The sequence below is a fragment of the Lelliottia sp. CFBP8978 genome, from assembly GCF_034046055.2.
GTDB lineage: Bacteria > Pseudomonadota > Gammaproteobacteria > Enterobacterales > Enterobacteriaceae > Enterobacter.
Genome location: NZ_CM188253.1, coordinates 3,098,301 through 3,124,467, shown reverse-complemented (window position 1 = coordinate 3,124,467; position 26,167 = coordinate 3,098,301). Strand labels below are relative to the sequence as shown.

General features: G+C 53.9%; 23 protein-coding genes. 13 read left to right on the top strand and 10 right to left on the bottom strand.

Going from position 1 to position 26,167, the window contains the following annotated elements; translation table 11 throughout:
- Positions 1-8: 8 nt before the first annotated feature.
- Positions 9-1,199, bottom strand: a complete 1,191-nt coding sequence (locus SOM82_RS14710) for an MFS transporter (RefSeq protein ID WP_320459660.1) — start codon at positions 1,197-1,199, stop codon at positions 9-11.
- A gap of 98 nt (positions 1,200-1,297) precedes the next feature.
- Between SOM82_RS14710 and SOM82_RS14705 the strand changes: the two genes are divergently transcribed.
- The gene (locus SOM82_RS14705; protein ID WP_320459661.1) at positions 1,298-2,209 is read left to right on the top strand and encodes a LysR family transcriptional regulator; all 912 of its coding nucleotides are present in this window, start codon (positions 1,298-1,300) and stop codon (positions 2,207-2,209) included.
- Here the strand turns inward: SOM82_RS14705 and SOM82_RS14700 are convergent.
- Positions 2,178-2,366 (bottom strand): YfgG family protein, encoded by a 189-nt coding sequence (locus SOM82_RS14700; protein WP_320459662.1) that lies wholly within the window; start codon positions 2,364-2,366, stop codon positions 2,178-2,180. The two genes, SOM82_RS14705 and SOM82_RS14700, sit on opposite strands and share 32 nt — an antisense overlap.
- A gap of 345 nt (positions 2,367-2,711) precedes the next feature.
- Here SOM82_RS14700 and SOM82_RS14695 point away from each other — a divergent pair, with 345 nt between their 5' ends.
- Positions 2,712-4,952 (top strand): bifunctional diguanylate cyclase/phosphodiesterase, encoded by a 2,241-nt coding sequence (locus SOM82_RS14695; RefSeq protein ID WP_320459663.1) that lies wholly within the window; start codon positions 2,712-2,714, stop codon positions 4,950-4,952.
- An 11-nt stretch (positions 4,953-4,963) separates the two neighbouring features.
- On the opposite strand, the gene ppx is transcribed toward SOM82_RS14695, so the two are convergent.
- The 4 genes from ppx to purM form a co-directional block, all read right to left on the bottom strand.
- Positions 4,964-6,505 (bottom strand): exopolyphosphatase, encoded by a 1,542-nt coding sequence (gene ppx, locus SOM82_RS14690; RefSeq protein ID WP_154128356.1) that lies wholly within the window; start codon positions 6,503-6,505, stop codon positions 4,964-4,966.
- 3 nt (positions 6,506-6,508) lie between these two features.
- Entirely contained in the window at positions 6,509-8,569 is a 2,061-nt protein-coding gene (gene ppk1 / locus SOM82_RS14685; RefSeq protein ID WP_154128358.1) for a polyphosphate kinase 1, read from the bottom strand.
- A gap of 210 nt (positions 8,570-8,779) precedes the next feature.
- A complete protein-coding gene (purN, locus tag SOM82_RS14680; protein WP_320459664.1) occupies positions 8,780-9,421 on the bottom strand; it encodes a phosphoribosylglycinamide formyltransferase in 642 nt (213 codons plus the stop codon).
- Positions 9,418-10,455 carry a phosphoribosylformylglycinamidine cyclo-ligase gene (gene purM, locus SOM82_RS14675; protein WP_320459665.1) on the bottom strand — a complete coding sequence of 346 codons (1,038 nt, stop codon included), beginning with the start codon at positions 10,453-10,455 and terminating at the stop codon, positions 9,418-9,420. The genes purN and purM overlap by 4 nt, the downstream gene beginning before the upstream one ends.
- A 276-nt stretch (positions 10,456-10,731) precedes the next feature.
- Between purM and SOM82_RS14670 the strand changes: the two genes are divergently transcribed.
- The 4 genes from SOM82_RS14670 to SOM82_RS14655 all read left to right on the top strand — a co-directional run bounded on the left by SOM82_RS14670 (position 10,732) and on the right by SOM82_RS14655 (position 15,146).
- A complete protein-coding gene (locus SOM82_RS14670) occupies positions 10,732-12,162 on the top strand; it encodes a 6-phospho-beta-glucosidase (RefSeq protein ID WP_154128362.1) in 1,431 nt (476 codons plus the stop codon).
- A gap of 182 nt (positions 12,163-12,344) precedes the next feature.
- A complete protein-coding gene (gene upp, locus SOM82_RS14665) occupies positions 12,345-12,971 on the top strand; it encodes a uracil phosphoribosyltransferase (RefSeq protein WP_154128364.1) in 627 nt (208 codons plus the stop codon).
- An 87-nt stretch (positions 12,972-13,058) separates the two neighbouring features.
- Positions 13,059-14,348 (top strand): uracil permease, encoded by a 1,290-nt coding sequence (gene uraA, locus SOM82_RS14660; RefSeq protein ID WP_320459666.1) that lies wholly within the window; start codon positions 13,059-13,061, stop codon positions 14,346-14,348.
- A gap of 96 nt (positions 14,349-14,444) precedes the next feature.
- The gene (locus SOM82_RS14655) at positions 14,445-15,146 is read left to right on the top strand and encodes a DnaA inactivator Hda (protein ID WP_320459858.1); all 702 of its coding nucleotides are present in this window, start codon (positions 14,445-14,447) and stop codon (positions 15,144-15,146) included.
- A 68-nt stretch (positions 15,147-15,214) separates the two neighbouring features.
- On the opposite strand, the gene arsC is transcribed toward SOM82_RS14655, so the two are convergent.
- On the bottom strand, positions 15,215-15,574 hold the full coding sequence (gene arsC / locus SOM82_RS14650) for an arsenate reductase (glutaredoxin) (RefSeq protein ID WP_320459667.1): 360 nt from the start codon (positions 15,572-15,574) through the stop codon (positions 15,215-15,217).
- 12 nt (positions 15,575-15,586) lie between these two features.
- Positions 15,587-17,050 carry a beta-barrel assembly-enhancing protease gene (gene bepA, locus SOM82_RS14645; RefSeq protein WP_154128372.1) on the bottom strand — a complete coding sequence of 488 codons (1,464 nt, stop codon included), beginning with the start codon at positions 17,048-17,050 and terminating at the stop codon, positions 15,587-15,589.
- A gap of 222 nt (positions 17,051-17,272) precedes the next feature.
- On the opposite strand from bepA, the gene SOM82_RS14640 reads away from it, so the two are divergent.
- A complete protein-coding gene (locus SOM82_RS14640) occupies positions 17,273-18,334 on the top strand; it encodes an AI-2E family transporter (RefSeq protein WP_154128374.1) in 1,062 nt (353 codons plus the stop codon).
- 38 nt (positions 18,335-18,372) lie between these two features.
- Here SOM82_RS14640 and bcp read toward each other — a convergent pair whose 3' ends face one another.
- Together bcp and SOM82_RS14630 are read right to left on the bottom strand one after the other, a co-directional pair.
- On the bottom strand, positions 18,373-18,843 hold the full coding sequence (gene bcp, locus SOM82_RS14635; protein ID WP_154128376.1) for a thioredoxin-dependent thiol peroxidase: 471 nt from the start codon (positions 18,841-18,843) through the stop codon (positions 18,373-18,375).
- Positions 18,843-19,403 carry a glycine cleavage system transcriptional repressor gene (locus tag SOM82_RS14630; protein WP_154128377.1) on the bottom strand — a complete coding sequence of 187 codons (561 nt, stop codon included), beginning with the start codon at positions 19,401-19,403 and terminating at the stop codon, positions 18,843-18,845. Before SOM82_RS14630 ends, bcp begins: the two co-directional genes overlap by 1 nt.
- 145 nt (positions 19,404-19,548) lie before the next feature.
- On the opposite strand from SOM82_RS14630, the gene dapA reads away from it, so the two are divergent.
- The 6 genes from dapA to ypfH all read left to right on the top strand — a co-directional run bounded on the left by dapA (position 19,549) and on the right by ypfH (position 26,144).
- Positions 19,549-20,427, top strand: a complete 879-nt coding sequence (gene dapA / locus SOM82_RS14625; protein ID WP_154128379.1) for a 4-hydroxy-tetrahydrodipicolinate synthase — start codon at positions 19,549-19,551, stop codon at positions 20,425-20,427.
- A gap of 16 nt (positions 20,428-20,443) precedes the next feature.
- Entirely contained in the window at positions 20,444-21,478 is a 1,035-nt protein-coding gene (gene bamC / locus SOM82_RS14620; protein ID WP_320459668.1) for an outer membrane protein assembly factor BamC, read from the top strand.
- A gap of 109 nt (positions 21,479-21,587) precedes the next feature.
- Positions 21,588-22,301: a phosphoribosylaminoimidazolesuccinocarboxamide synthase gene (gene purC, locus SOM82_RS14615; RefSeq protein ID WP_154128383.1), complete on the top strand. Its 714-nt coding sequence runs from the start codon at positions 21,588-21,590 to the stop codon at positions 22,299-22,301.
- A 177-nt stretch (positions 22,302-22,478) separates the two neighbouring features.
- Complete coding sequence (gene ypfJ, locus SOM82_RS14610; protein ID WP_154128385.1) at positions 22,479-23,348, top strand: KPN_02809 family neutral zinc metallopeptidase; 870 nt, start codon at positions 22,479-22,481, stop codon at positions 23,346-23,348.
- Between the two features lie 26 nt (positions 23,349-23,374).
- Positions 23,375-25,375: a tRNA(Met) cytidine acetyltransferase TmcA gene (locus SOM82_RS14605; RefSeq protein ID WP_320459669.1), complete on the top strand. Its 2,001-nt coding sequence runs from the start codon at positions 23,375-23,377 to the stop codon at positions 25,373-25,375.
- 73 nt (positions 25,376-25,448) lie between these two features.
- Complete coding sequence (ypfH, locus tag SOM82_RS14600; RefSeq protein WP_320459670.1) at positions 25,449-26,144, top strand: esterase; 696 nt, start codon at positions 25,449-25,451, stop codon at positions 26,142-26,144.
- Positions 26,145-26,167: the final 23 nt, after the last annotated feature.

Genomic DNA, 26,167 nt, shown 5'->3' with positions numbered 1-26,167 from the left:
CCCTCTAGTCACAAAAAACCCTCTGCCTCGCCAGAGGGTTTTTTATTGTCCCGCTGCACAACCACCATCCCTACAGCCAGCCCCCCAATTATCACCGTCAATCCGCACGACACCCACATCGTCCCGAATACACTCAGTTCCCGATTCAGCCATGCGTAAGCAAATGGCGATACCGCTGCCATGACCTGCGCCGGAATGAGCAAGACTCCCGTGCGTCGTGCGTAATCCTCAGCAGGAAAAAGTTGTAACGGCAGGGTCGCTTTGATAATCGTTACCAGCCCATTGATCGCGCCATATCCCAGCACGAATCCGGCCGCCGCCCAGATAAAGGTGCTGGCGCTGACTCCCGCTAAAAAACAGAGTGGCATTGCGAGTGCGGTGAAAAGCGTCAGGCGAAACGGTGTTAACGTCGACCCCGCCATGACCTCCATCATTCGCGCACCAGTCTGCCCAATGCCCCATAGCATGCCAACGGTAGCCGGAAGCCCAACGCTTGCGATAAATTCCGGTAAATGCGTAGACGTGCCGTTAGAAACAAAGGTTATCAACGCAATAAACGTGGCGTAGAGCAGGCTGTTACGACGATCGTGGTGACCGGAGGATGTAGACACTTTGCGCACCGTCGCGGGTGGCATCGTCTGATTTGGCAGCACGCGGATGAAGGTGGTACTCATGAGCCCGCAAAGGGCGTAGATCAGCAGTGCTTCGCGCCAGCTCATGAACGTCAGTAATGTTGCCCCCAGCGGCCAAAACACCGCAGAGGCCAGACCGCCAGCCAGCGTCACGCGGGAGATCATCCGGCGCGCACTTTGCCCGTAGAGGTTCACCAGGGAGGCGAAAAGAGCATCATACAACGCTAAACGCATACCCACACCGGCCAGCAACCACGCGCAGTACCAGCCTGATAAGGAATGTGTGTAAGCCATCACTACGCAGCTAAGAGTGATCAGCAGTGTGCCGCTCATCACTACCTGCTGGCCGCCAAAGCGGGCTAACAGTCTGGCGACAAACGGCGATATCACCGCCATGACCAGCATTGCCAGAGTTAGCCCAAAGTAGATCTGCGGTGAGGTCCAGCCCATTTCTGCCGAAATGGCGCGGGAAAATGTGCCTGGCATATAAAAAGTGATCCCCCAGTTAATAAGCTGATTACAGCCAGCAGCCAGGGAAATCAGGCGGGGGAGGGCGGGTGTTTTCATTAGTTTTCATTCCGTTATGCAGTTGTCCTGAGCATACTGCGCGCGGTATGGTGCAGGCAGGCCTCTGTATTTATGACCCCTATAAGAGAAACTTTGTGATGACGACGCTGAATTTGGGTAATCTGGCGACCTTCCGGCTGGTGGTCCAGCGGGGGAGTTTTTCTGCGGCGGCGGATTTGTTAGGGCTTTCTCAGCCGGCTGTCAGTTTGCAGGTTCGCCAGCTGGAGCAGTTTCTTCGGACGCGCTTAGTCGAGCGTACCGGGCGTGGAATCAAAGCCACTGCGGCGGGATTAGCGCTGCTGAATCATAGCGATCGCATTGAACAGGTGGTGGATGAGGCTATCCGCTCGATCAGCGAGTTCAGTGATGAGATAAGCGGCACGATCACGCTGGGCACTGGCGCTACCGCCTGCATCCATCTTTTACCCTCGCTGTTACAACGGCTGCGTCACGAGCATCCCCTGCTAAGAGTCGGAGTGACAACGGGTAATACCCCTGATGTTGTTCGCGCCGTGGAGGAGAACCGCCTGGATATGGGACTGGTGACCCTGCCGGCAAGCGGGCGCGCGCTGGAAATTATGCCGGTTATGGATGAAGAGTTCGTCCTGATTATTTCACGCGCGCAGAACGAGGGTATCTCACCCGCGACGCCACAGGTTTTACATACGCTGCCGCTTATCGCGTTTGAGGCCGGGAGTGGAACGCGGGATTTAATTGATGGCTGGTTTAGCGCTGGCGCAATGAACGTCAATCCGGTGATGCAACTGGGCAGCATTGAAGCCATTAAGCGGATGGTCCGGGCCGGACTGGGCTACAGCATCGTCCCGCGCATGGCGGTAGAGCATTCAGCTGACAGCGAAGGGTTGAGCGTACATTCATTGCAACCCGTGCTGCACCGACAGCTGGGCATTGTGATGCGCCAGGATAAAATTCTCAGCAAAGGGATTTCTGAAGTGATTCGGCTGTTACGCGCAAGGGCTAGCGATTGGCAGTATCCAGAGGTTGAGTGACCTGCTGCGACTGTATTTTGTCCTGATGGTGGTACCAGGCACCTATTGAGGAATAAACAAAGCGGCCAAAGAAAAACAGGAAGCTGATTAGCAGTATGATGCGGGTCATTCGAGTGTTAAATCGATGTCGTTTGTGCATACGCGTAGCCTGACTCACTGTAATTTCCTGGGCATACCCTTCCGGGCGATACGGCTATTAAGGCACAGCGGGAAGAAGGGGTCAATTATACGATGTGTAAAATTTCGTCAGTGCATAAATTGATAATTATGATGTGACTGGGTGCAATCATTTACCGCTTTGATTGAAAAGAGAAAACAGCAGATAAAAATCGTAAGAAATGATTAATCCATTTAAGTAATTTGATTTAGGTCAACTATTGCCGGTGGTTGATCACTAAAATTCCTGCTCTGTTGCGTGTGTGCGTAGCCGGTAATAATTAAGTCAGGTTGGATGCCTGTCTGAACTTTCAATTCAAAAGATAATAAACTGAAGTGGGCATCTATGAAAACTCTGGCATTCCTGAAGCAACATAAAGATCGCTGGTGGGCGCTTCCGCTTATTCTGCCTGTCGCTTTACTCCCGCTCATGAGTTCTGCCAGCACATATACGCATTTAAACGGCGGGATGATTGCCCTTTATTACCTGCCGCTGGCGTTTCTGCTCTCTTCTATGCTCTTTTTCGGCCTGGCGGCGTTGCCCGGCATTGCACTGGCGCTTTTTTGTCGCTACTACCCTTCGGCAGGCTTATATGAAACCGCGGCGGTCATTTGCCATTTTATCATCCCTCTGATTCTGAGCTGGGGTGGGTATCGCGTGTTCGTCCCCCGCCGGAATATGGTGTCCTATGGTGACCCGCAACTGATGGCGCAGCGTATTTTCTGGCAGGTTTTCTGCCCTTCAACGCTGTTTCTGCTGCTGTTTGAATTTGCTGTTTATCTTGGTGTCTATGAAAGCCGTCAAAGCATGTCGGGGCTGAATCCGCTCAGTATCCGCACCTTAATCAATTATCAAGGATTGCTGGTAGGGACGCTGACAGGGATACCGCTGAGCTACTTGCTGATACGCATTATTCGCCACCCTGGCTACGTCATCGGTCTGGCGTCACAAATTCGGGGGCAAATAGACAAAAAAGTCGGTGCGACGGAATTGATCGTATGGAGCGCAGCGGTTGGGGGCTTGCTGATTCTGCTGCTTGTTCCAGTCAGTGAATCCAGCTCAATTTTTAGTACCAACTACACCTTGTCTTTAATGATGTCGGTCATGCTCTGGGGCTCGATGCGTTTTGGCTATAAGCTGATGACGCTGATTTGGACCCCGGTGCTGATTTTGTCCATTCATTATTTTTACCGCTACGTCCCGCTGTATCAAGGCTATGACATTCAACTGGCCATCACCTCATCCAGCTATCTGGTTTATTCATTTGTTGTAATTTATATGGCTATTCTGGCCACCCGCCAGCGTGCCATCATTCGGCGTGCAAATCGACTGGCGTTTCTCGATCCGGTACTGCATATGCCAAACCTGCGGGCGCTGTCGCGTTCGCTGTCTAAATCGCCGTGGTCGGCGCTGTGCATTCTTCGCATTCCGGAACTTGAGATCCTGGGGCGCAACTATGGCGTGCTGCTGAGGATCCACTACAAGCAAAAGCTGGCTGAGTGGATTCAAAGCTCGCTGCAGCAGAATGAGAGCATCTATCATTTATCGGGATACGATCTGGCGATACGGCTAAATACGGAGTCGCACGCGTCGCGCATTGAAGCGCTGGACGAGCGGATCAAAGAGTTCCGCTTTATCTGGGACGGTATGCCGCTGCAACCGCTGGTCGGTATCAGCTACTGCTGTGTGCGTTCGCCGGTCAATCATCTCTATCTGCTGCTGGGTGAACTCAGCATCATTGCGGATTTATCATTATTGACCAACCATCCGGAGAATCTCCAGCAGCGCGGGGCCGTGAATTTACAACGGAAGCTGAAAGATAAAGTAGCGATGATGAACTGCCTGCAAAGCGCGCTCGATCAAAATGAATTCACGCTGATGGCGCTGCGGGTACAAGGCGTTCGCGGCGATCATTATCACGAAATACTGTTACGCATGCCGAACGAAAAAGGGGAATTCATTTCACCGGATAAATTCCAGCCCGTGGCGCAGGAGTTTGGCTTATCTTCACGCGTTGATTTATGGGTTCTGGAGCACACGCTGCAGTTCTTAAACGAACACCGTGAAAGACTTCCGGGAGAACGTTTTGCCATTAATCTTTCGCCATCAACCATTTGCCGGGCGCAGTTCCCGTTTGAAGTGAACCGCTTACTGAAAAAATACGCCGTTGAAGCGTGGCAGCTCATCTTTGAAATCACCGAATGCAGTGGTTTTGGCAATACCGAACTGGCCGATCAGAACCTTAAGCATCTTCAGCAACTGGGTTGTCGAATCGCTATCGACGATTTCGGCACGGGCTACGCGAGCTACGCGCGACTGAAAAATGTCGATGCCGACATCCTGAAAATTGATGGCAGCTTTATCCGCCATATCGCCGACAATAGTCTCGATTATCAAATTGTCGCATCAATTTGCCATCTGGCGAGGATGAAGAAAATGCTGGTGGTTGCGGAGTATGTCGAAAGCGAGGAAATACGCAGCGCAGTCAATGCGTTAGGAATTGATTATCTGCAAGGTTTCTTGATTGGTGAACCTGAATATCTTGAAACGTTGCTCAGTCCTCAGGCGTCAGAGATGAACGCCTGAAGACTGTCACATCACGCCGCAACGTCCGGCGACTGTTCTTCTTCGATTTTTAGCAACCAGCCGGTCACGGCTTCCCAGTACTGCTGCTCTTTTTCCAGGTCCAGCAGCACCAGCGCATTCTGACTAAACCAGTCATGCGGGAAACTCAACGTCCAGTGGTGATCGTCCGTTTTCAGCGTTAGCGTTGGCGGGGTGGTAGTGGCCTGGCGTTGGTTATTCAGCAGCACACCTAAGCGCAAAAGCTGAATCAACGGCAGGAACTGTTTTTTCTTGAACAGCGTAAAGCGCGGCAAATCGTCCAGCTTAATGGCTTTACGATGATAGCGAACCAGCGTCGCCATCATAGTCTGCTGCTCCTGGTTGTAGCCGGGCAGATCGCTGTTTTGCAGGATATAGGCCGAATGGCGATGCATTCCGCTGTGGTTAATATTCAGGCCCACTTCGTGCAGCATTGCTGCCCATTTCAGAAGCGCCGCCAGCTGCGGATGCGCGAGCTTAGGATTTTGCGCTTCCCACTGCTCGTAAATATGGGTTGTGGTTTCCAGCACCCGCTTCGCCTGTTCACGGTCAATGTTGTACTGATTCGCCAGACTTTGCGCGGTACGGCTGCGAATGTCCTGATGGCGGAAACGACCTTCCATTTCGTACAACACGCCTTCACGCAGTGCGCCATCGGAGAGACGTAGCTCACGGATCGCCAGCGCGTCGAAGACCCCGCACAGAATGGCCAGACCCGGAACGAAAACGGCCTTCCGTTCATCGGACAAGCCCGGCAGGCTCAGTGCATCAAAACTTTTAAATTTGAGCACCTCTTCGGTGATTTTTGTGAGGCGTTCCGGGGTAATAAAACCGTCCTTTTCGCCCATTTCCAGCAGCACTTCATGGGCTGCTTTAATGCTGCCCGACGCACCCAGCGCGACATTCCAGCCCTGAATACGATACTGCCAGGCCAGCGATTCCAGCTTTTGTACCGCCGCCATTCTGGCGCGCTGGAAATTTTCGCGGCTAATCGCGCCGCCCGGGAAGTACATCTGGGCGAAGCTGACGCAGCCCATACGGCGGCTTTCAACCAGTTTTGGCTCAAAATCTTCGCCAATCACCAGCTCCGTCGATCCACCGCCAATATCAATCACCAGCTTGCGGCCTTTTTCCGGCTGAGTGTGTTCCACACCCATAAAAATCAGACGCGCTTCTTCATTACCCGAGATGATTTCGATCGGGTAGGGGATCACTTTTTCCGCGCGCTTAAGAAACTCAGACGCATTCGACGCCTGACGCAGAGTATGCGTGCCCACAATACAGACGCTTGACGGGGAGAATCCCTGCAGGCGCTCGGCAAACAGGGACAGACAGGCTAAGCCTCGCTCCATCGCCTCTTCGCTAAGCATATTTTTATCGTCAAGACCGTCGGCGAGATGCACGCGCTGCTTGAGGCGTCCGATGATCTGCATGGCACCGTCGACCTCGCGGGCGATGACCATATGGAAGCTGTTAGAACCTAAATCGACCGCAGCAAACTCCTGTGGTCGTGGGGTCTTATCATTTATCGGCATAGGTTAATCAGGTTGCTCGAGTGATTTGATATAGTCGTAAATCGCCAGTTGTGAGCGCACTTTACGACGGTTGCCGCGTTGCACGTAGCGGTTACTCAGTTCTTTGTCGATATAGCGAGCCTTGACGGTATCGCTCAATAACAGATCGATAATATCGAGAATCCGCTGCTTCAGACGCGGGTCCAGCAGCGGGGTCGCGACCTCAATTCGGTAATCAATATTTCGCGTCATCCAGTCCGCTGAAGAGAGATAAACCTGTTTGTCGCCACCGTTCTCGAAAATATAGACCCGATCGTGTTCCAGATAACGGTCAACAATACTGGTTACGCGAATGTTTTCGCTGATGCCTTCCAGCTGCGGAATAAGCGAGCACATTCCGCGGATCAGCAGATTGACCGGAACGCCGGAACTGGAGGCGGCATACAGCCGATCGACGAGCCCTTTGTCGACGAGGTTATTCAGTTTGAGGGTGATCCCTGATGGTTCACCTTTCTGCGCGGCGGCGATTTCTTTATCTATCATCGCATACAACAGGCGGCGCGAGTTTTGCGGCGAAACTAACAGATAGTCAAAGCTTACCGGGCGATACGGGTTCTCAATAAAGTTGAATACCCGGCGCACTTCGTTGGTGATACGCGCATCGGCGGTCAGCAGCGAGTAGTCGGTGTAAAGCCGCGCGGTTTTCTCGTTAAAGTTACCGGTGCCGATGTGGGCATAGCGCACCACGTCTTCACCCTCTTTGCGCGAGATCAGGAACAGCTTGGCGTGAATTTTCAGGCCGGGTGCCGAGAAGATCACGTGTACACCGGCTTCCGTCAGACGGCGCGCCCAGTGAATGTTGGCTTCTTCGTCAAATCGCGCCTGTAGCTCAACCACAACGGTCACTTTTTTGCCGTTATGCGCCGCGTGAATCATGGCATCAATGATGCGCGAGTCTTTCGCCACGCGGTAAATGTTGATTTTGATTGCCAGGACGTTGGGATCGAACGATGCCTGACGTAACAGCTCCAGCACATGCTCGAAGGTGTGGTACGGGTAATAGAGCAGCACGTCGCGCTCACGGATGGCGTCAAACCCGTTACGGAATTTATCGAACCAGATATGGCGCAGGCGCGGCAGGGGTTTGTTAACCAGATTGGCTTTGCCCACATTCGGGAAGCCAATAAAGTCTTTAAAGTTGTGGTAACGACCGCCTGGCACGATGGAGTCATAGCGAGAAATTGTCAGTTTTTCGCGCAGCATTTCCACCAGCGCGTCCGGCATATCGCGTTGATAAACAAAACGCACCGGCTCCGCCGTCAGGCGCTGTTTCAGGCTCGATGACATCAACTCCATCAGGCTGGCTTCCATTTCGTGCACCAAATCGTACTCGGCATCACGGGTCATCTTCATGGAATAGGCGTTCAGGGCATCGTAGTCGAAGAACCCTTTGAAAATATCATCCAGGCAGTAGCGCAAGATGTTATCGAGAAGAATCATCGGTTTGCGTCTGCGTGGCGTTTCAGGCGGCAGATTCACAAAACGCGGCACTTTATCTGACGGGATCTCCAGCAGCGCATAGCGAATGGCGTCGCCGCGAATAATCTCAACCGCAAGATAGGTGTAGTCATCTTTCAGGAACTGCACCAAATCGGTTTCGCGATTGATAAGAATAGGGGTGATGTGCTGGCGCAGGTAATGTTTGAAATAGTGGCGCAGCCAGGTTTGTTGATTGGCGGAGAGCTGGCGCTCGTTAATCAGGAAAATCTGGTTGCGTGCCATTTCCAGCAGCAGCTCATTATACAGACCGTCAAACTCCTGGTCCGCTTTCAACACTCGTGCCTGGATTTTGCCCAGCAAATGGCGCGAATGCGAATTCAAGCCTTGCTCTTCGCTAATGATGATTCGCCGTTTTAATTCCGCAAAACGAACTTTGTAGAATTCATCCAGGTTATTGGAATAAATACCCAGAAAACGCATACGTTCAATCAGCGGGTTGCTCTTGTCAGCCGCTTCCTGAAGCACTCGTTCGTTGAACGCCAACCAGCTTAGCTCTTTCTCGATGTATAACTTTTCCTGACCCATTACAACTTACACTCCGTTTCAATCACGGGACGCAGTAAATCCGTCTCGATTCTATTATGGCGAGCTTTGCCACGAGATGTCCAACTGTGCCAGAAAAGTATGACAGTAAACCGACGATCCGAAGAGGAAAATCAGCGCTAAATAGCCTGAATTTATATTGTTTTTATCAATAACAGACAACAAAAAGCCGGCAATCGCCGGCTTGAAAATTTATTCTTCTGAAGCATGCCCCTGAGGCGGGAGCCTGATGCCATCCAGCCAGGCGGCGTTTTCTCGCATCTCCAGGCGGCCATCGACAAACCAGCTCACCACTAAAGGATAAATGGCGTGTTCCTGCACTTGCACGCGGTCTGTGATGTCATCTTCGTTGTCGCCGTCGAATACCGGGACGGTGGCTTGCAGAATGACAGGCCCGCCATCCAGTTCATCGGTGACGAAATGCACAGAGGTCCCATGCTCCTCATCGCCATTTTCCAGCACCTGACGGTGAGTGTGCAGACCGGGATATTTTGGCAGAAGGGACGGATGGATGTTCAGCAGACGACCAGAATAGTGGGAAACAAACGCCGGGCTGAGAATGCGCATATAGCCGGCCAGCACCACGACATCCGGCGCATAGGCATCGATTTCCTGCACCAGCTCCCGATCAAACGCTTCGCGACTGGCAAACTGAGAGGCCTCCAGCGTGTGCGCCGGAATATGAGCCTCCCGCGCACGCTCAAGGCCGAACGCGTCGGCCTTGTTGCTGAATACTGCGCGTATGGTGCCATTGATCTGTTTCTGTTTGCAGGCATTGATAATGGCCTGCAAATTGCTTCCGTTGCCGGAAATGAGCACCACAATATTTTTCATTCAATGACCACGCGCTGTTCGGAATCAGAAGCTTTGATGATACCGATTTTCCACGCGTTTTCACCTTTCGCCTTCATCAGCTCAATGGCTTTATCTGCTTCGCTGGCTGGCAGGGCGATGAGCATGCCGACGCCGCAGTTGAAGGTGCGATACATTTCGTGCTGACTGACGTTGCCTGCCGTTTGCAGCCAGTTGAATACGGCTGGCCACTGCCAGGATGACTCGTCGATCACCGCCTGAGTATTATCTGGCAGTACGCGCGGGATGTTTTCCCAGAAACCGCCGCCGGTCAGGTGCGCAATGGCATGTACGTCAACGTTCTCAATCAGCTCAAGAATATTTTTCACGTAGATGCGGGTGGGGGCCAACAGGTGATCGGCCAGCGGTTTGCCCTCGAGATCTGTCGTTTCCGGGTTGCAACCGCTCACTTCGAGGATCTTACGCACCAGGGAATAGCCGTTGGAGTGCGGACCGCTGGAGCCCAGTGCAATCAGGACATCGCCATCCGTCACTTTGCTGCCGTCGATAATTTCTGATTTTTCTACCACACCGACGCAGAAGCCGGCGACGTCGTAATCTTCACCGTGATACATCCCCGGCATTTCTGCCGTCTCGCCGCCCACCAGCGCACAGCCGGACTGCAGGCAGCCTTCCGCGATACCGGTGATGACGCTGGATGCCGTCTCCACGTCCAGTTTGCCGGTAGCGTAATAATCGAGGAAGAAGAGGGGTTCAGCACCCTGCACCACGAGGTCGTTCACACACATGGCCACCAGGTCGATACCGATGGTGTCGTGACGTTTCAGATCCATCGCCAGACGCAGTTTTGTTCCCACGCCATCTGTGCCAGAAACCAGAACAGGTTCGCGATATTTTTGCGGCAGTGCGCACAGCGCGCCAAATCCACCCAGACCACCCATCACTTCAGGGCGGCGGGTCTTTTTCACCACACCTTTGATTCGGTCAACCAGCGCATTACCTGCGTCAATATCAACACCGGCATCTTTATAGCTGAGAGAAGTTTTGTTGGTCACGGCTTAAGTCCCCACGCGATTGCATTGCATAGTAAGAAAAATCGGCGCAATTCTAACAGTCCAGGCAAACGTTTGCGAGCCTATTCTTCTTGCGCAAAAAGGCGCTGAAAATTTGCACGTTTAAACCGCATCCGCAGACAAACTTGATACCGTTCACGAAAATGAAACCGGTTTCGGTAATCTGCTTGCAACGCCTTTAGCCTTTGCACATCATTCCACTGAAACCGGTTTCTGTAATGTTTTTTGCAGAAAATCACGCAGAATGAGGGAAAGGGCATGTCTGGATTCAAAAAAGGTTTTCTGTGGGGCGGCGCGGTCGCGGCGCATCAGCTGGAAGGTGGCTGGAAAGAGGGCGGTAAGGGCGTCAGTGTGGCGGATGTGATGACGGCGGGCGCGCATGGCGTACCGCGTGAAATCACAAACGGCGTGCTGCCGGGTAAAAATTATCCTAACCATGAAGCCATCGACTTTTACCATCGCTACAAAGAAGACATCAAACTTTTTGCCGAGCTGGGCTTTAAATGCTTCCGTACCTCAATTGCCTGGACGCGTCTTTTCCCGAAAGGTGATGAGCTGGAGCCAAATGAAGCGGGTTTACAGTTCTACGACGACGTATTCGACGAGTGCCTGAAGCACGGTATCGAGCCTGTGATCACCCTGTCGCACTTTGAGATGCCTTTCCATCTGGTCACCGAGTATGGCGGCTGGCGCAACCGCAAGCTGATCGACCTGTTTGTGCGTTTCGCGACGGTGGCGTTTGAGCGTTACCAGCATAAAGTGAAGTACTGGATGACCTTCAATGAGATCAACAACCAGGCTAACTTCCACGAAGATTTCGCACCGTTTACCAACTCCGGCCTGAAGTACGAGCCGGGCGAAGATCGTGAGCCGGTGATGTTCCAGGCGGCCCATTATGAGCTGGTGGCCAGTGCGCTGGCGGTGAAAGCGGGACGTGAGATCAATCCGTCACTGCAAATTGGCTGCATGATCGCGATGTGTCCGATCTATCCGCTGAGCTGTGCGCCGGACGACGTGATGATGGCGATGAGCGCTATGCACCGCCGCTACTGGTTCACTGACGTGCATGTGCGCGGCAAATATCCGCAGCATCTGCTCAACTATTTTGAGCGTCGTGGTTTTGAGCTGGATATCACCGCAGAGGATCTCGCGGCGCTGAAGCAGGGCTGTGTAGACTATATTGGCTTCAGCTATTACATGTCGTTCGCCACCAAAGCGACGCCGGATAACCCACAGCTTGATTACGATGAGAGCAAAAGTCTGGTCTCCAACCCGTATGTTCAGAAATCTGACTGGGGCTGGCAGATTGACCCGGTGGGGCTGCGCTACTCCCTTAACTGGTTCTGGGATCACTATCAGCTGCCGCTGTTTATCGTAGAAAATGGTTTTGGGGCGATCGATGTGCAGGAGAGCGATGGCACGGTGAATGACCAGTATCGTATTGATTATCTTGCGGCCCACATTAGCGAGATGAAAAAAGCGGTGGTCGAGGACGGTGTCGATTTAATGGGCTACACGCCGTGGGGCTGTATCGATCTGGTTTCGGCGGGAACGGGTGAGATGAAAAAACGCTACGGCTTTATCTTTGTCGATAAAGATAACGAAGGTCACGGAACGCTCAATCGCAGTAAGAAAAAGTCGTTCGACTGGTATCAGAAAGTCATCGCCAGCAACGGCGAGTCGCTGTAATTCACGTAACAGCTTAATAAGCCTCGCAATGCGGGGCTTTTTTTATCTCGATTTATACTGATTAACGGCGCATTAACCACTTTGCTTGATCGTAGTCAAGCAAGTTGGGTATGGCGAACTCTTAAAAAAGCGGTATAATCCGGCGATTTTTTTTGCGGTAGCCACCTCAGAGGAGAATGAAAATGAAGATTGTGGAAGTGAAACACCCACTCGTTAAACACAAGCTGGGCCTGATGCGTGAGCATGACATCAGCACGAAGCGTTTTCGCGAACTGGCCTCTGAAGTTGGAAGCTTACTGACCTATGAAGCAACCTCCGATCTGGAAACGGAAAAAGTGACCATCGAGGGCTGGAACGGCCCGGTACAGGTTGAGCAGATCAAAGGGAAGAAAATTACCGTTGTGCCAATCCTGCGCGCAGGTCTGGGCATGATGGAAGGCGTGCTGGAGCACGTCCCGAGCGCACGTATCAGCGTTGTCGGTATCTACCGTAATGAAGAAACGCTGGAGCCGGTCCCATATTTCCAGAAACTGGTGTCCAACATTGACGAGCGCATGGCGCTGGTTGTTGACCCTATGCTGGCGACCGGTGGTTCAATGATTGCCACCATCGATCTGCTGAAAAATGCGGGCTGTAGCAGCATTAAAGTGCTGGTTCTGGTTGCGGCTCCTGAAGGTATCGCGGCGCTGGAAAAAGCGCACCCGGACGTCGAGCTGTACACCGCTTCTGTCGACCAGGGGCTGAACGAACACGGGTACATTATCCCGGGGCTGGGTGATGCCGGCGATAAGATTTTTGGTACGAAATAATCGAATAACGAAAAAGAAGCCGACTTTGATAGTCGGCTTTTTTTTGAATAAAACGCAAACAACTCACAATACTTAGAGGAAAACACTATGACGCGCCGTACTATCGGGGTGAGTGAAAGACCGCCACTTTTGCAGACAATCCCGCTTAGTTTGCAGCATCTGTTCGCCATGTTTGGCGCAACCGTGCTGGTGCCAATCCTGTTTCACATTAACCCGGCCACCGTCCTGCTGTTCAACGGTGTCGGGACGCTGCTTTACCTTTTCATCTGTAAAGGGAAAATCCCGGCGTATTTAGGTTCCAGCTTTGCGTTTATCTCGCCGGTATTGTTGCTGCTGCCGTTAGGCTACGAAGTGGCGCTGGGCGGCTTTATCATGTGTGGCGCGCTGTTTTGCATCGTTGCGTTTATCGTGAAGAAAGCGGGAACGGGCTGGCTGGACGTGATGTTCCCTCCTGCGGCGATGGGCGCAATCGTTGCCGTCATCGGTCTGGAGCTGGCGGGCGTCGCGGCCAATATGGCTGGTCTGCTGCCTGCGGACGGGCAATCCCCTGAATCCAAAACCATTATTATCTCGCTGGTGACACTGGGAGTTACCGTTTTCGGCTCCGTGCTGTTCCGCGGTTTTCTGGCCATCATCCCGATTCTGATTGGGGTGCTGGCGGGCTATGCGCTCTCCTTTGCGATGGGCGTAGTGGACACCTCTCCCATTGCGCAGGCTCACTGGTTCGCACTGCCCACCTTCTACACCCCGCGCTTTGAATGGTTCGCTATTTTCACCATTCTGCCTGCAGCGCTGGTGGTGATTGCCGAGCACGTTGGTCACCTGGTGGTGACGGCGAACATCGTCAAAAAAGATCTGATCCGTGACCCGGGCCTGCACCGTTCGATGTTTGCCAACGGCCTGTCGACTATGATTTCCGGTTTCTTCGGCTCCACGCCAAACACCACTTACGGCGAGAACATCGGCGTAATGGCGATTACTCGCGTCTACAGCACCTGGGTGATCGGCGGGGCGGCGATCTTTGCGATTCTGCTCTCCTGCGTCGGAAAACTGGCGGCGGCGATCCAGATTATCCCGGTGCCGGTGATCGGCGGTGTGTCTCTGCTGCTGTACGGCGTGATCGGCGCGTCCGGTATTCGCGTGCTGATTGAGTCCAAAGTGGATTACAACAAAACGCAGAATCTGATCCTGACCTCCGTGATCCTGATCATCGGCGTCAGCGGTGCGAAGGTTCACATCGGTGCGGCGGAGCTGAAAGGCATGGCGCTGGCAACGATCGTTGGCGTGGGCTTAAGTCTGATCTTCAAACTGATCTCTGTTCTGCGTCCGGAAGAAGAAGTTCTGGACGCCGCCGACAGCGAAAAAACGTCACGGTGATCCTCAAACCGGGTGGACGATCCGCCCGGTTCTCTCCTTGCAGGTTCCGTGATAAACTCCCTCCCGATTTTATGTGAGACCTTGATCGAGGTATTTCTGAACGGACCGGCACAGCTCTCTCTGCCACTTTATCTTCCTGACGACGAAACTTTTGCCAGTTTCTGGCCGGGCGATAACCCCTCTTTACTGGCCGCGCTGCAAAACGTGTTGCGCCAGGAGCACAGCGGATACATTTATATCTGGTCACGCGAAGGCGCGGGACGCAGTCATCTTTTGCATGCCGCCTGCGCGGAGCTTTCTCAGCGCGGTGACGCGGTGGGCTATGTGCCACTGGATAAACGCACCTGGTTTGTCCCGGAAGTGCTCGACGGCATGGAACATCTTTCGCTGGTTTGCATCGACAATATTGAATGCATTGCCGGAGATGAGCCGTGGGAAATGGCGATGTTTAATCTCTACAACCGCATTCTGGAATCGGGTAAAACCCGCTTGCTGATCACTGGCGATCGTCCACCGCGCCAGCTGAATCTCGGTCTGCCAGATTTAGCGTCCCGCCTCGACTGGGGGCAGATCTACAAGCTGCAGCCGCTTTCTGACGAAGACAAACTGCAGGCTTTACAGCTGCGTGCGCGGTTGCGTGGGTTTGAGCTGCCGGAAGATGTGGGGCGTTTTCTGCTCAAGCGTCTGGATCGTGAAATGCGCACGCTCTTCGATACGCTCGATCAGCTCGATCGCGCGTCGATTACCGCACAGCGTAAGCTGACGATCCCGTTTGTAAAAGAGACGTTGAGGCTGTAGCCCTTCTGCGACAAAGCAAGCAAGATAAATACGCCGCAGGCATTTTAAAGGCGCTGCGGCGCAAAAAATCAGCTGAGGATTTCGAGAACATCTTCCGGTGGACGACCGATGCGAGCTTTGCCGTTCGCGACAACAATCGGACGCTCAATCAGTTTCGGGTTTTCCACCATCGCCTGAATCAGCGCATCTTCCGACAGGTGGCTGTCGTCCAGACCCAACGATTTATACAGATCTTCTTTCTGGCGCATCAACTCGCGCGCACTCGCCATATTGAGCATGCTTAAAAGCTGGCGGAGAGTCTCTGCATCCGGCGGCGTGTCCAGATAAAGCACGACTTGCGGATCAATACCGTTTGATTTCAGCAGGCTAAGCGTATCGCGACTCTTTGAGCAGCGTGGGTTGTGATAGATTTTTACCGCGTCTGACATGAATGCTCCTTATTACATCTTTTCATACGGCTTGAAACGTTGCTGCAGCGAGCGCAGTTGATCGATTCGTGCGTCGTAGCGAGCCTGTTGCAGACTGCCCAGTTTGACCTGCGAACTGGCGCTGCTTAACAGGGAAATTGACTGATCCAGACGACCCACCAGGGCGTAACCTTCCGCACGCGCGGCGAGCTCCTGATCGCGGTTGCCAAGCTGCGCTTCGGTCTGAGCCAGTAGATCCCAGCCGTTAGGATCGTCTTTGTGATCGAAGGTGTAGCGGTTAAGAATGGTTGCGGCTTCTCTCGCCTGGCCGCCCTGTAAGTAAGCATTCGCCAGGTTGAGTTGCAGTACCGGGTTGGTACGCAGATCTTTTGCCCCTTTCAGGCGGTTAATCGCCTCGGTGGGTTTCTTCTGCCCCAGGTCGATATCGGTGGAGAGATCGAGATACCACGGGTTATTGGCATCGGCGGCCAGCAGAGGCTGTATCGCTTTACGCGCCTCATCGTACTGGCTGGCTTCCATCGCCTGAAGGGCGCGACCATACTGAGCGGCATTCTTTTCGCGAATGTTTCCTTTTGCCAGCGCATCGAGGAGATCGCTGGTGAGCTGGTTACGTCCCGAATTGTACATGCCCAGCGTTCTGACCTTCGCCATGTAGAAATCCTGCGACGACTGCACCACCACCGGACGCATCTGGTTGGCACGGTTACGAGCATCGGACAGACGGCTTTCAGGTAACGGGTGAGTCAATAAAATTTCGGGTGGACGCGTGGAATATCGCGCCTGATCGAGCAGTTTTTCGAGGAACGATGGCATGGCCTGCGGATCAAAACCGGAGCGCTGAAGCACCTGAATGCCGATGCGGTCCGCTTCCTGTTCGTTCTGCTGGGTAAAGCTAATCATTCCCTGCCGGGTACCGGCAAGCGTACCGGTCAGCGCCGCCATACCGGCCTGCGGGCTGGCCATCGCCAGCAAAATGGAGCCCAGCGCTCCAACCCAGGTGAGCGGGGCATTACGTTTTTGATCTTCCATGGCGCGCGCCAGGTGGCGCTGAGTCACGTGGGAGATCTCGTGCGCCATCACTGACGCAAGCTGGCTTTCGTTATCGGAATAACGAAATAACGCCGAATGCAGCACCACATTGCCGCCGAAGAAGGCGAAGGCGTTGATTTCGTCATTATTGATTAAATAGAAGTGGAAGGGCGTTTTGACGGAGTCGGCATGGGCGACAAGGCGCATCCCTAACCCGTTGATATATTGCACCAGTAACGGGTCGTTGATCAGCGGCGCGCTCCCGCGAAGCTGACGCACATAATAATCACCCATCTGCATTTCCTGGCCGATGGAGAGCGTGCTTCCTGCTGAGGTCCCCATATCCGGCAATGAATCAGCCGTATCGGCAAAAGCGGGAGCCATCTGACCGACAGTCAGCGCGGCAATAAGCGTTGCAACCAGAGTTTTTTTCAACTGCCTGAACATAACCTCTGCCCTGTATTTTGGATGTGCTAATTTGACCGGCGAACCCGGATATCGTTCACCTTAGAGTGCTCTGCGAGTGTAGCCGTGTTAGGGCGTGAAGAAAATCCCAAACACCGGCCTTTTGCGATTCGTGACAGAGAGACAAAAAGCGAAAGTCTTTTTTGTGACAGTTAGATACAATCCACCCTCTCACTTCCGCCATCCGATTCAGGGAAGGGTTGTATGCTCGAAATGTTAATGCAGTGGTATCGGCGTCGCTTCAGCGATCCCGAGGCTATTGCTTTGCTGGTTATTCTGGTTGCCGGATTCTGTATCCTGTTCTTCTTTAGCGGCCTGCTGGCACCGTTACTGGTGGCTCTCGTCCTGGCTTATCTCCTCGAATGGCCGACCGTTCGCCTCGAAAAAATCGGCTGTTCTCGCCGCTGGGCCACCAGCATCGTGCTGGTTTTCTTCGTCGGTATACTTTTATTAATGTCGTTCGTTGTCATGCCCGTCGCCTGGCAGCAGGGGATTTACCTGATTCGCGATATGCCCGGCATGCTGAATAAACTCTCCGATTTTGCTGCCACCTTACCGCGGCGTTACCCTGCGCTGATGGATGCGGGCATTATTGATGCCATGGCGGAAAACATGCGCGCCCGCATTATGACGATGGGCGATTCAGTGGTGAAATATTCCCTGGCGTCCCTTGTCGGGCTGCTGACGCTGGCGGTTTACCTGGTCCTGGTTCCGCTGATGGTCTTCTTCCTGGTGAAGGATAAAGATCAGATGCTCAATGCGGTGCGCCGAATTCTGCCACGCAATCGTGGTCTTGCGGGCCAGGTGTGGAAGGAGATGAATCAGCAGATCACCAACTACATCCGCGGAAAAGTGCTGGAGATGATCGTGGTCGGTGTCGCCACCTGGGTAGGTTTCATCATCTTTGGTCTGAACTATTCGCTGCTGCTGGCGGTGCTGGTGGGCTTCTCGGTGCTGATTCCCTATATCGGCGCGTTCGTAGTGACGATTCCGGTGGTGGGCGTGGCGCTGTTTCAGTTTGGTCTCGGCCCGGAGTTCTGGAGCTGCTTTGCGGTTTACCTGATTATTCAAGGACTCGACGGCAACCTGTTGGTGCCGGTGCTGTTCTCTGAAGCGGTGAACCTGCATCCGCTGGTGATCATTCTGTCGGTGGTGATTTTCGGCGGTCTGTGGGGATTCTGGGGGGTATTCTTTGCGATTCCGCTGGCGACGCTGATTAAAGCGGTGGTTCACGCCTGGCCTGATGTCCCGGCGGTGGAAGAGTAAAAAAATCCCGGTTCACTGAACCGGGATTTTGCTTTCTGTCAGGCGTTCGCGTTCAGCCACTCAAGCACCACATCGTGGTGATTGCTGGTTTTGAAGTTATCGAACACATGTTCAACTTTGCCATCGGCATCGATCAGGAAACTGATACGATGGATGCCGTCGTAGGTTTTGCCCATAAAGGACTTTTCACCCCAGACGCCAAATTGCTCGCAGACCTGATGGTCTTCATCGGAGAGCAACGTAAAGTTCAGCAGCTCTTTTTCGGCGAAGCGTGACAGCTTTTCTGACTTATCGGTGCTGATACCCAGCACGTCTACGCCTGCTTTTTTCAAATCGTCCATGTTATCGCGTAAACCGCACGCTTGTACGGTACACCCTGGCGTCATGGCTTTTGGGTAAAAATAAACCAGAACACGCTGTCCCTGGAAGTCGGTCAAATTTACTTGCTCGCCGTCCTGATCGGGCAGGCTAAATTTCGGTGCGATGTCACCGGCTTTCAGTGGATTCATTACTCAACTCCATCCTGTTCATGCTGTGAATAATTTACGACGTTTATACTGCCTTGCGCATTGAGTTCTGTACAGAGTGCTTTGAAGGCATTCTCAATATTTGATGCGTCGTGAGAGGCTGGACTGTGCGCGGTAATCTGGATAAACAATTTCGGCGTGGCGCCCGGCTGCGTCCGAGAAACCAGCTCAGCAATGTTCATCTGATGGCTGTCGAAAAGCGCGGTGAAACGTTCGATCAAATGCGGTGAGTCGGTGACTTCAACCTGCACCCAAACGGTCGCCGGCATGGCCGGACGCGGATGCGCGGTGGTGCGTTTCATGACGATCAGCAAATCCAGCTCCGCGCCCTTAAGGGGTAAAGTCGATTCGATGAGCGTAATCGCGTTCCATGTCCCGGAAAGGAGCATGATAAAAGTGAACTCATCGCCAAGCATTGCAAGGCGGCTGTCTTCAATATTACAGCCGCAGCTGCTGACGTGGCGGGTGATGGTGTTCACAATACCGGCTCTGTCGGCACCCAGCGCAGTGATAACCAGGTAATGTTGTGATGAGGTTGTCAAACCTGTTCTTCCTTTGCGTGGTTAAGTCTTCATAAGGAAAGCATAAAAAAAACATGCATACAACAGCCTGGACGCCTTACGTCGCTTGCTTTTATTACAGTTCCAAACGTACCATTGAGAATCTTGTTTGCACAGAGGATGGCCCATGTTCACGGGAAGTATTGTTGCGCTTGTTACGCCGATGGATGAGAAAGGTAATGTCTGCCGGTCAAGCCTGAAAAAACTGATTGATTACCATGTCGCCAACGGGACTGCGGCGATCGTTTCGGTAGGGACTACCGGTGAATCTGCCACCCTGAGTCATGATGAACACGGCGATGTGGTGATGATGACCGTCGAACTGGCTGACGGGCGTATCCCGGTCATTGCCGGCACGGGTGCAAATGCCACTGCTGAGGCCATTAGCCTGACGCAGCGTTTCAACAATAGCGGTATTGTAGGTTGCCTGACGGTAACGCCTTACTACAACCGTCCAACGCAGGAAGGTCTGTTCCAGCATTTCAAAGCCATTGCAGAACATACTGACTTGCCACAAATTCTGTATAATGTGCCGTCACGCACTGGCTGCGATATGCTGCCGGAAACCGTAGGCCGTCTCTCGAAAGTTAAAAATATTATCGCAATTAAAGAGGCGACCGGGAACTTAAGCCGCGTTCATCAGATCAAAGAGCTGGTTTCAGACGACTTTATTCTGCTCAGTGGTGATGATGCGACCGCGCTGGACTTTATGCAGCTCGGTGGCCATGGTGTGATTTCTGTAACGTCCAACGTTGCGGCGCGCGATATGGCCGAAATGTGCAAACTGGCTGCGGCGGGTCATTTCGATGAAGCTCGTGTGATTAACCAGCGTCTGATGCCGTTGCATACTAAATTATTTGTCGAACCCAATCCGATCCCAGTGAAATGGGCATGTAAGGAGTTGGGACTTGTAGCGACCGATACGCTGCGTCTGCCAATGACCCCCATTACCGATCACGGTCGTGAAGTGGTCACGGGTGCGCTGAAGCATGCCGGTTTGCTGTAGAGTTTAGGGAGATTTGATGGCTTACTCAGTACAGAAGTCGCGCCTGGCGAAGGTTGCGGGTGTTTCGCTTGTTATGCTCCTCGCTGCCTGTAGTTCAGACTCGCGCTACAAGCGCCAGGTGAGCGGTGATGAATCCTATCTGGATGCAGCCCCGCTTGCTGAACTTCATGCGCCAGCGGGTATGATCCTGCCGATTCAAAACGGCGATTACAATATTCCTGTCACCAACGGCAGCGGCGCAGTGGGTAAGGCGCTGGATATTCGTCCACCGGCACAGCCGCTGGCACTGGTGAGCGGTGCGCGTACCCAGTTTACGGGTGACACCGCGACTCTGCTGGTGGAAAACGGTCGCAACAGCACGCTGTGGCCACAGGTGGTGAGCGTGATTCAGTCGAAGAATTATACGATTGATAAACGTGACGACGCAGGTCAAACCCTGACCACCGACTGGATCGAATGGAACCGTCTGGATGAAGATCAGCAGTATCGTGGTCGTTATCAAGTCTCTGTGAAACCTCAGGGTTATCAGCAGGCCGTTATGGTCAAACTGCTAAACCTGGAGCAGGCAGGCAAGCCTGTAGCAGATGCCGCTTCTCTGCAGCGTTACAGCACTGAAATGCTGAATGCGATCGCTTCGGGTCTCGATAAAAACGCGACCGCCGCAGCGAACGCCGCGCAGAGCAACAATGGCGTCACGTTTGACGTGCAGAGCGCCGCCGATGACACCGGTTTGCCGATGCTGGTTGTGCGCGCACCGTTCCAGCAAACCTGGCAACGTCTGCCGACTGTGTTGGAGAAAGCAGGCATGAAAGTCACCGACAGCACCCGTTCTACGGGCAGCATGGCGGTGACCTACAAGCCGCTTTCTGACAGCGCGTGGCAAGCTCTGGGCGCCAGCGACCCGGGTCTGGCCTCCGGTGATTACAAACTTCAGGTCGGTGACCTCGATAACCGCAGCAGCTTGCAGTTTATCGATCCGAAAGGTCACACGCTGACTCAGTCGCAAAACGATGCGCTGGTCGCTGTCTTCCAGGCAGCATTCAGCAAATAAAAAAGAGGGCTGGTGAATCCAGCCCTCTTTATTTTAGTGCCACGCAAACGTGTGCGTGGCATAATATCCCGAGATTTTTGTACATATCATCACACCAGGAGTAATGAAGATGCAGAAGCAAGCTGAGTTGTATCGTGGCAAAGCGAAGACCGTATACAGCACGGAAAACCCGGATCTGTTGGTGCTCGAGTTCCGCAATGATACGTCAGCAGGGGATGGCGCACGCATTGAGCAGTTTGACCGTAAAGGCATGGTGAACAACAAATTTAACCATTTCATTATGAGCAAGCTGGAAGAAGCGGGTATCCCGACTCAGATGGAAGCGTTGCTGTCCGATACGGAATGTCTGGTGAAAAAACTGGATATGGTTCCGGTTGAATGCGTGGTCCGTAACCGTGCCGCAGGCTCCCTGGTGAAGCGTCTTGGTATTGAAGAAGGCATTGAACTGAACCCACCGTTGTTTGATCTGTTCCTGAAAAATGACGAAATGCACGATCCGATGGTGAACGAATCTTACTGCGAAACCTTCGGATGGGTAAGCAAAGAGAACCTCGCGCGCATGCAGGAGTTAACCTTCAAAGCTAACGATGTCCTGAAAAAACTGTTTGATGATGCCGGCTTAATCCTGGTCGATTTCAAGCTGGAATTTGGTCTGTATAAAGGCGAAGTCGTGCTGGGTGATGAGTTCTCGCCGGACGGTAGCCGTCTGTGGGACAAAGAGACGCTGGATAAAATGGACAAAGACCGTTTCCGTCAGAGCCTCGGTGGCCTGATTGAAGCCTATGAAGCCGTTGCGCATCGCCTGGGCGTTAAGCTCGACTAACGACTGCCCAAAAGCCAGGGGAGAAAAACGTCCCCTGGTGTTTTTATCGACAACATCATCGCGCTCGCCAGCAAAAAAACAGCCTGAATGATGAAGTGTATGCTTGTTTCTTATGGTAATCCTGCCCCTGACCGCCTACGATCTCTCTATTACTGATGGGATTGATTAGAGGTGTTTATGCGCTGGCAAGGGCGTCGCGAAAGTGACAATGTAGAAGACAGGCGCAGCCGTGGCGGTATGGGGCCGTCCATGGGCGGTGGCGGTATGCGGCTTCCCGGCGGTAAAGGCGGCATTGTTCTGCTGATTATCGTGCTGGTTGCTGGGTATTACGGGGTCGATCTTACGGGCTTAATGACCGGTGAACCTGTGCCACAACAGCAACAATCTCAGCGCTCCATTAGCCCTAATGAAGATGAAGCGGCGAAATTCACCTCCGTGATTCTGGCGACCACAGAAGACTCCTGGGGTCAGCAGTTTGAAAAAATGGGACGCACGTATCAGCCACCAAAACTGGTGATGTATCGCGGCGCAACCCGCACCGGATGCGGCACCGGACAATCGGTGATGGGGCCTTTCTACTGTCCGGCGGACAGTACCGTCTATATCGATCTCTCTTTCTATGACGACATGAAACGTAAACTGGGTGCGGACGGTGATTTCGCCCAGGGCTATGTGATTGCTCATGAAGTCGGCCACCACGTGCAGAAACTGCTCGGTATCGAGCCAAAAGTCCGTCAGCTCCAGCAAAATGCCAGCCAGACAGAAGTGAACCGTCTCTCTGTGCGAATGGAACTGCAGGCAGACTGCTTTGCGGGTGTATGGGGTAATAGCATGCAGCAGCAAGGTGTTCTGGAATCTGGCGATCTCGAAGAGGCACTAAACGCGGCGCAGGCTATTGGTGATGACCGCCTGCAACAGCAGAGTCAGGGGCGCGTAATCCCGGACAGCTTTACCCATGGCACCTCCGAAGAGCGCTACAGCTGGTTTAAACGCGGGTTTGCCAGCGGCGACCCGGCGCAGTGCAATACCTTTGGTAAAGCTATGTGATGGTGCGCGTCAGGGACGAAACGGATATGCAGTTTGACTCTCTTATCGCGCAGTTGCAGCGGGAAGGCCATCGTCGATTACTGGTCATAAGCGGTGAAGGCGACTGGTCTCTGGCGCAAGCCTTGTCGCTGCGCGAGTCGCTTTCCGGCGACTGGCTGTGGGTAGGCAATGATGCCCCGACAGAGCCGTTCTGCGCGCCGCAGGCGCTGAAAAATCTTCTCGGGCGTGAGTATCTCCACGCCATCTTCGATGCCCGTAGCGGCTTTGACGTCTCGGCATTTGCGGCGCTCAGCGGCACGTTACGCGCGGGTAGCCTGCTGGTATTACTCACGCCTCCCTTCGCCATCTGGCCTGAAAAAACCGACAGTGATTCGCTTCGCTGGAGCGAAAGCGATACCCCCATCGCGACGCCGCATTTTGTTCACCATTTTTGTCGGGTGGTGAGCAGCGCTCCCGATGCGTTGATCTGGCATGAACACCAGCCCTTACCTGATTTCCCCTTGCCTTCGGCATCCGACTGGCAGCCTGCCAGCGGCAAGCCGCAGCGCGAACAGGCTGACATTCTGGCGGCACTAACCGAGATGGAAACCGGTGTAGCGGTGGTGACGGCACCACGCGGGCGGGGGAAATCCGCGCTCGCAGGGATGCTATTAAGCCGCATTTCGGGGCGGGCTATCGTCACTGCGCCTGCAAAAGGGGCAACAGACGTCATCGCCCGCTTCGCGGAAAATGACTATCACTTTATGGCACCGGATGCGTTGCTTGCCTCAGACCAGCAGGCCGACTGGCTGGTGGTTGATGAAGCCGCCGCCATTCCCGGCCCGCTGCTGGAACAGCTGGTTTCGCGTTTTCCGCGCGTATTACTCACAACGACAGTGCAGGGTTACGAAGGCACCGGACGCGGCTTTTTGCTCAAATTCTGCGCGCGTTTAAGCTGCCTGCACTCTTTCTCACTCTCGGCCCCTATTCGCTGGGCGGCGGGCTGCCCCCTTGAGCGCGTGATAGCGGATGCGTTGTTATTTGATGACGACGTCGTCGACGCGATACCCGGCGGCGCACCAGAGATCATCTCCCTTGAACAAAACGCCTGGGAGAGCCAGCCGCAGCTTGCCGCTGATATCTACCGGCTATTGTGCTCAGCGCACTACCGCACCTCACCCCTGGATTTGCGCCGGATGATGGACGCACCGGGCCAGCATTTTGCCGTGGCTTGCGCCGGGAAAGCGCTGGCAGGGGCGCTGTGGCTGATAGACGAGGGCGGGTTAAGTCCGGCGTTGAGTCAGGCCGTGTGGGCAGGTTACCGACGCCCGCGCGGCAATCTGGTGGCGCAATCTCTTGCCGCACACGGCGGATCACCGCTTGCGGCTACGCTTGTCGGGCGGCGCGTCACCCGCGTAGCGGTGCATCCGGCGCGTCAGCGCGAGGGCATCGGCCAGGCGTTAACGGGCAGCGCAGGTGCGCACCGACAGCAGGATTATCTCTCCGTGAGCTTTGGCTACACCCATGAGCTGTGGCGGTTCTGGCAGCGCTGCGGCTTTGTGCTGGTGCGCATCGGCAGTCATCGTGAGGCCAGCAGTGGCTGCTTCACGGCGATGGCGCTACGGCCCATCAGCGAGGCGGGGCAGGCGCTGTGTGCACAGGAACATCAGCGATTGTGCCGCGATGCGCGCGTGATTGCCCAGTGGAACGGTGAAAAGATCCCCGTCGACGATCGCTGGGAGTCTACCCTTAATGATGATGACTGGCTGGAGCTAAGCGGTTTCGCCTTTGCCCATCGTCCTCTCTCGACGTCTGCAGCAGCGCTTACGCGCTTACTGCTGGCGGTCGCTTTACCGCTGAAGACCCTGCGCGGCAGGCTGGAAGAGGGCAAAGAGGACGCGCAACTGTGCGCTGAACTGGCGCTTCACGGACGCAAGGCGCTGCTGGCCCGACAGCGTACAGAGACTGCGCAAGCCCTTGACTGGCTGGATAATAGCCGCTGTCAGCAGCTCAAAGATGACATTTTGCAATGGCAATTTTTTCAATGACTTCTTCAGTAAAGTGGCATGGTGATTACCCCCGAGAGGCGTAAAATCCTGACCATCAATTAAGGAGACCGCCATGAAACATGACCATTTCGTTGTTCAAAGCCCAGACCAACCCGCGCAACAACTTCTGCTGCTGTTTCACGGTGTGGGTGATAATCCGGTGAATATGGGCGAGATCGGCAGCTGGTTTGCCCCGATGTTCCCGGATGCGCTGATTGTGAGCGTCGGGGGTGTAGAGCCGTGCGGCCCGAACGGACGCCAGTGGTTCTCCGTACAGGGCGTGACGGAAGAGAATCGTCAGGCGCGTGTCGATGCCATCATGCCAACCTTCATTGAAACGGTTCGCTACTGGCAAAAACAGAGCGGTGTTGGGGCCAACGCCACGGCGCTGATTGGTTTTTCTCAGGGGGCGATTATGTCTCTGGAGAGCGTAAAAGCGCAGCCAGGGCTGGCGTCCCGCGTCATCGCCTTCAACGGACGTTTCGCCACGTTACCGCAGAGCGCAACGACCTTAACCACCGTCCATTTGATCCACGGCGGCGAAGACAGGGTAATTGAGCTTGCACACGCGGTGGCCGCTCAGGAAGCGCTGATGCGTGAAGGAGGGGATGTCACGCTCGACATCGTTGAACAGTTGGGACATGCCATTGACGATCGCAGCATTCAGCTTGCTCTGGATCACCTGCGTTTTACCGTACCGAAGCACTACTTCGACGAAGCGCTCAGTGCCGGGAAGCCGAACGATGATGACATCGTGGAATTTATGTAATTGATCTCCCTCTCTCCGGCTGG

Excerpts from the sequence above, each read along its gene's own strand:
- SOM82_RS14710 (WP_320459660.1), bottom strand. The coding sequence starts at position 1,199 with ATGAAAACACCCGCCCTCCCCCGCCTGATTTCCCTGGCTGCTGGCTGT.
- SOM82_RS14705 (WP_320459661.1), top strand. The coding sequence starts at position 1,298 with ATGACGACGCTGAATTTGGGTAATCTGGCGACCTTCCGGCTGGTGGTC.
- SOM82_RS14695 (WP_320459663.1), top strand. The coding sequence starts at position 2,712 with ATGAAAACTCTGGCATTCCTGAAGCAACATAAAGATCGCTGGTGGGCG.
- ppx (WP_154128356.1), bottom strand. The coding sequence starts at position 6,505 with ATGCCGATAAATGATAAGACCCCACGACCACAGGAGTTTGCTGCGGTC.
- ppk1 (WP_154128358.1), bottom strand. The coding sequence starts at position 8,569 with ATGGGTCAGGAAAAGTTATACATCGAGAAAGAGCTAAGCTGGTTGGCG.
- purN (WP_320459664.1), bottom strand. The coding sequence starts at position 9,421 with ATGAAAAATATTGTGGTGCTCATTTCCGGCAACGGAAGCAATTTGCAG.
- SOM82_RS14670 (WP_154128362.1), top strand. The coding sequence starts at position 10,732 with ATGTCTGGATTCAAAAAAGGTTTTCTGTGGGGCGGCGCGGTCGCGGCG.
- upp (WP_154128364.1), top strand. The coding sequence starts at position 12,345 with ATGAAGATTGTGGAAGTGAAACACCCACTCGTTAAACACAAGCTGGGC.
- uraA (WP_320459666.1), top strand. The coding sequence starts at position 13,059 with ATGACGCGCCGTACTATCGGGGTGAGTGAAAGACCGCCACTTTTGCAG.
- arsC (WP_320459667.1), bottom strand. The coding sequence starts at position 15,574 with ATGTCAGACGCGGTAAAAATCTATCACAACCCACGCTGCTCAAAGAGT.
- bepA (WP_154128372.1), bottom strand. The coding sequence starts at position 17,050 with ATGTTCAGGCAGTTGAAAAAAACTCTGGTTGCAACGCTTATTGCCGCG.
- SOM82_RS14640 (WP_154128374.1), top strand. The coding sequence starts at position 17,273 with ATGCTCGAAATGTTAATGCAGTGGTATCGGCGTCGCTTCAGCGATCCC.
- bcp (WP_154128376.1), bottom strand. The coding sequence starts at position 18,843 with ATGAATCCACTGAAAGCCGGTGACATCGCACCGAAATTTAGCCTGCCC.
- dapA (WP_154128379.1), top strand. The coding sequence starts at position 19,549 with ATGTTCACGGGAAGTATTGTTGCGCTTGTTACGCCGATGGATGAGAAA.
- bamC (WP_320459668.1), top strand. The coding sequence starts at position 20,444 with ATGGCTTACTCAGTACAGAAGTCGCGCCTGGCGAAGGTTGCGGGTGTT.
- purC (WP_154128383.1), top strand. The coding sequence starts at position 21,588 with ATGCAGAAGCAAGCTGAGTTGTATCGTGGCAAAGCGAAGACCGTATAC.
- ypfJ (WP_154128385.1), top strand. The coding sequence starts at position 22,479 with ATGCGCTGGCAAGGGCGTCGCGAAAGTGACAATGTAGAAGACAGGCGC.
- SOM82_RS14605 (WP_320459669.1), top strand. The coding sequence starts at position 23,375 with ATGCAGTTTGACTCTCTTATCGCGCAGTTGCAGCGGGAAGGCCATCGT.
- ypfH (WP_320459670.1), top strand. The coding sequence starts at position 25,449 with ATGAAACATGACCATTTCGTTGTTCAAAGCCCAGACCAACCCGCGCAA.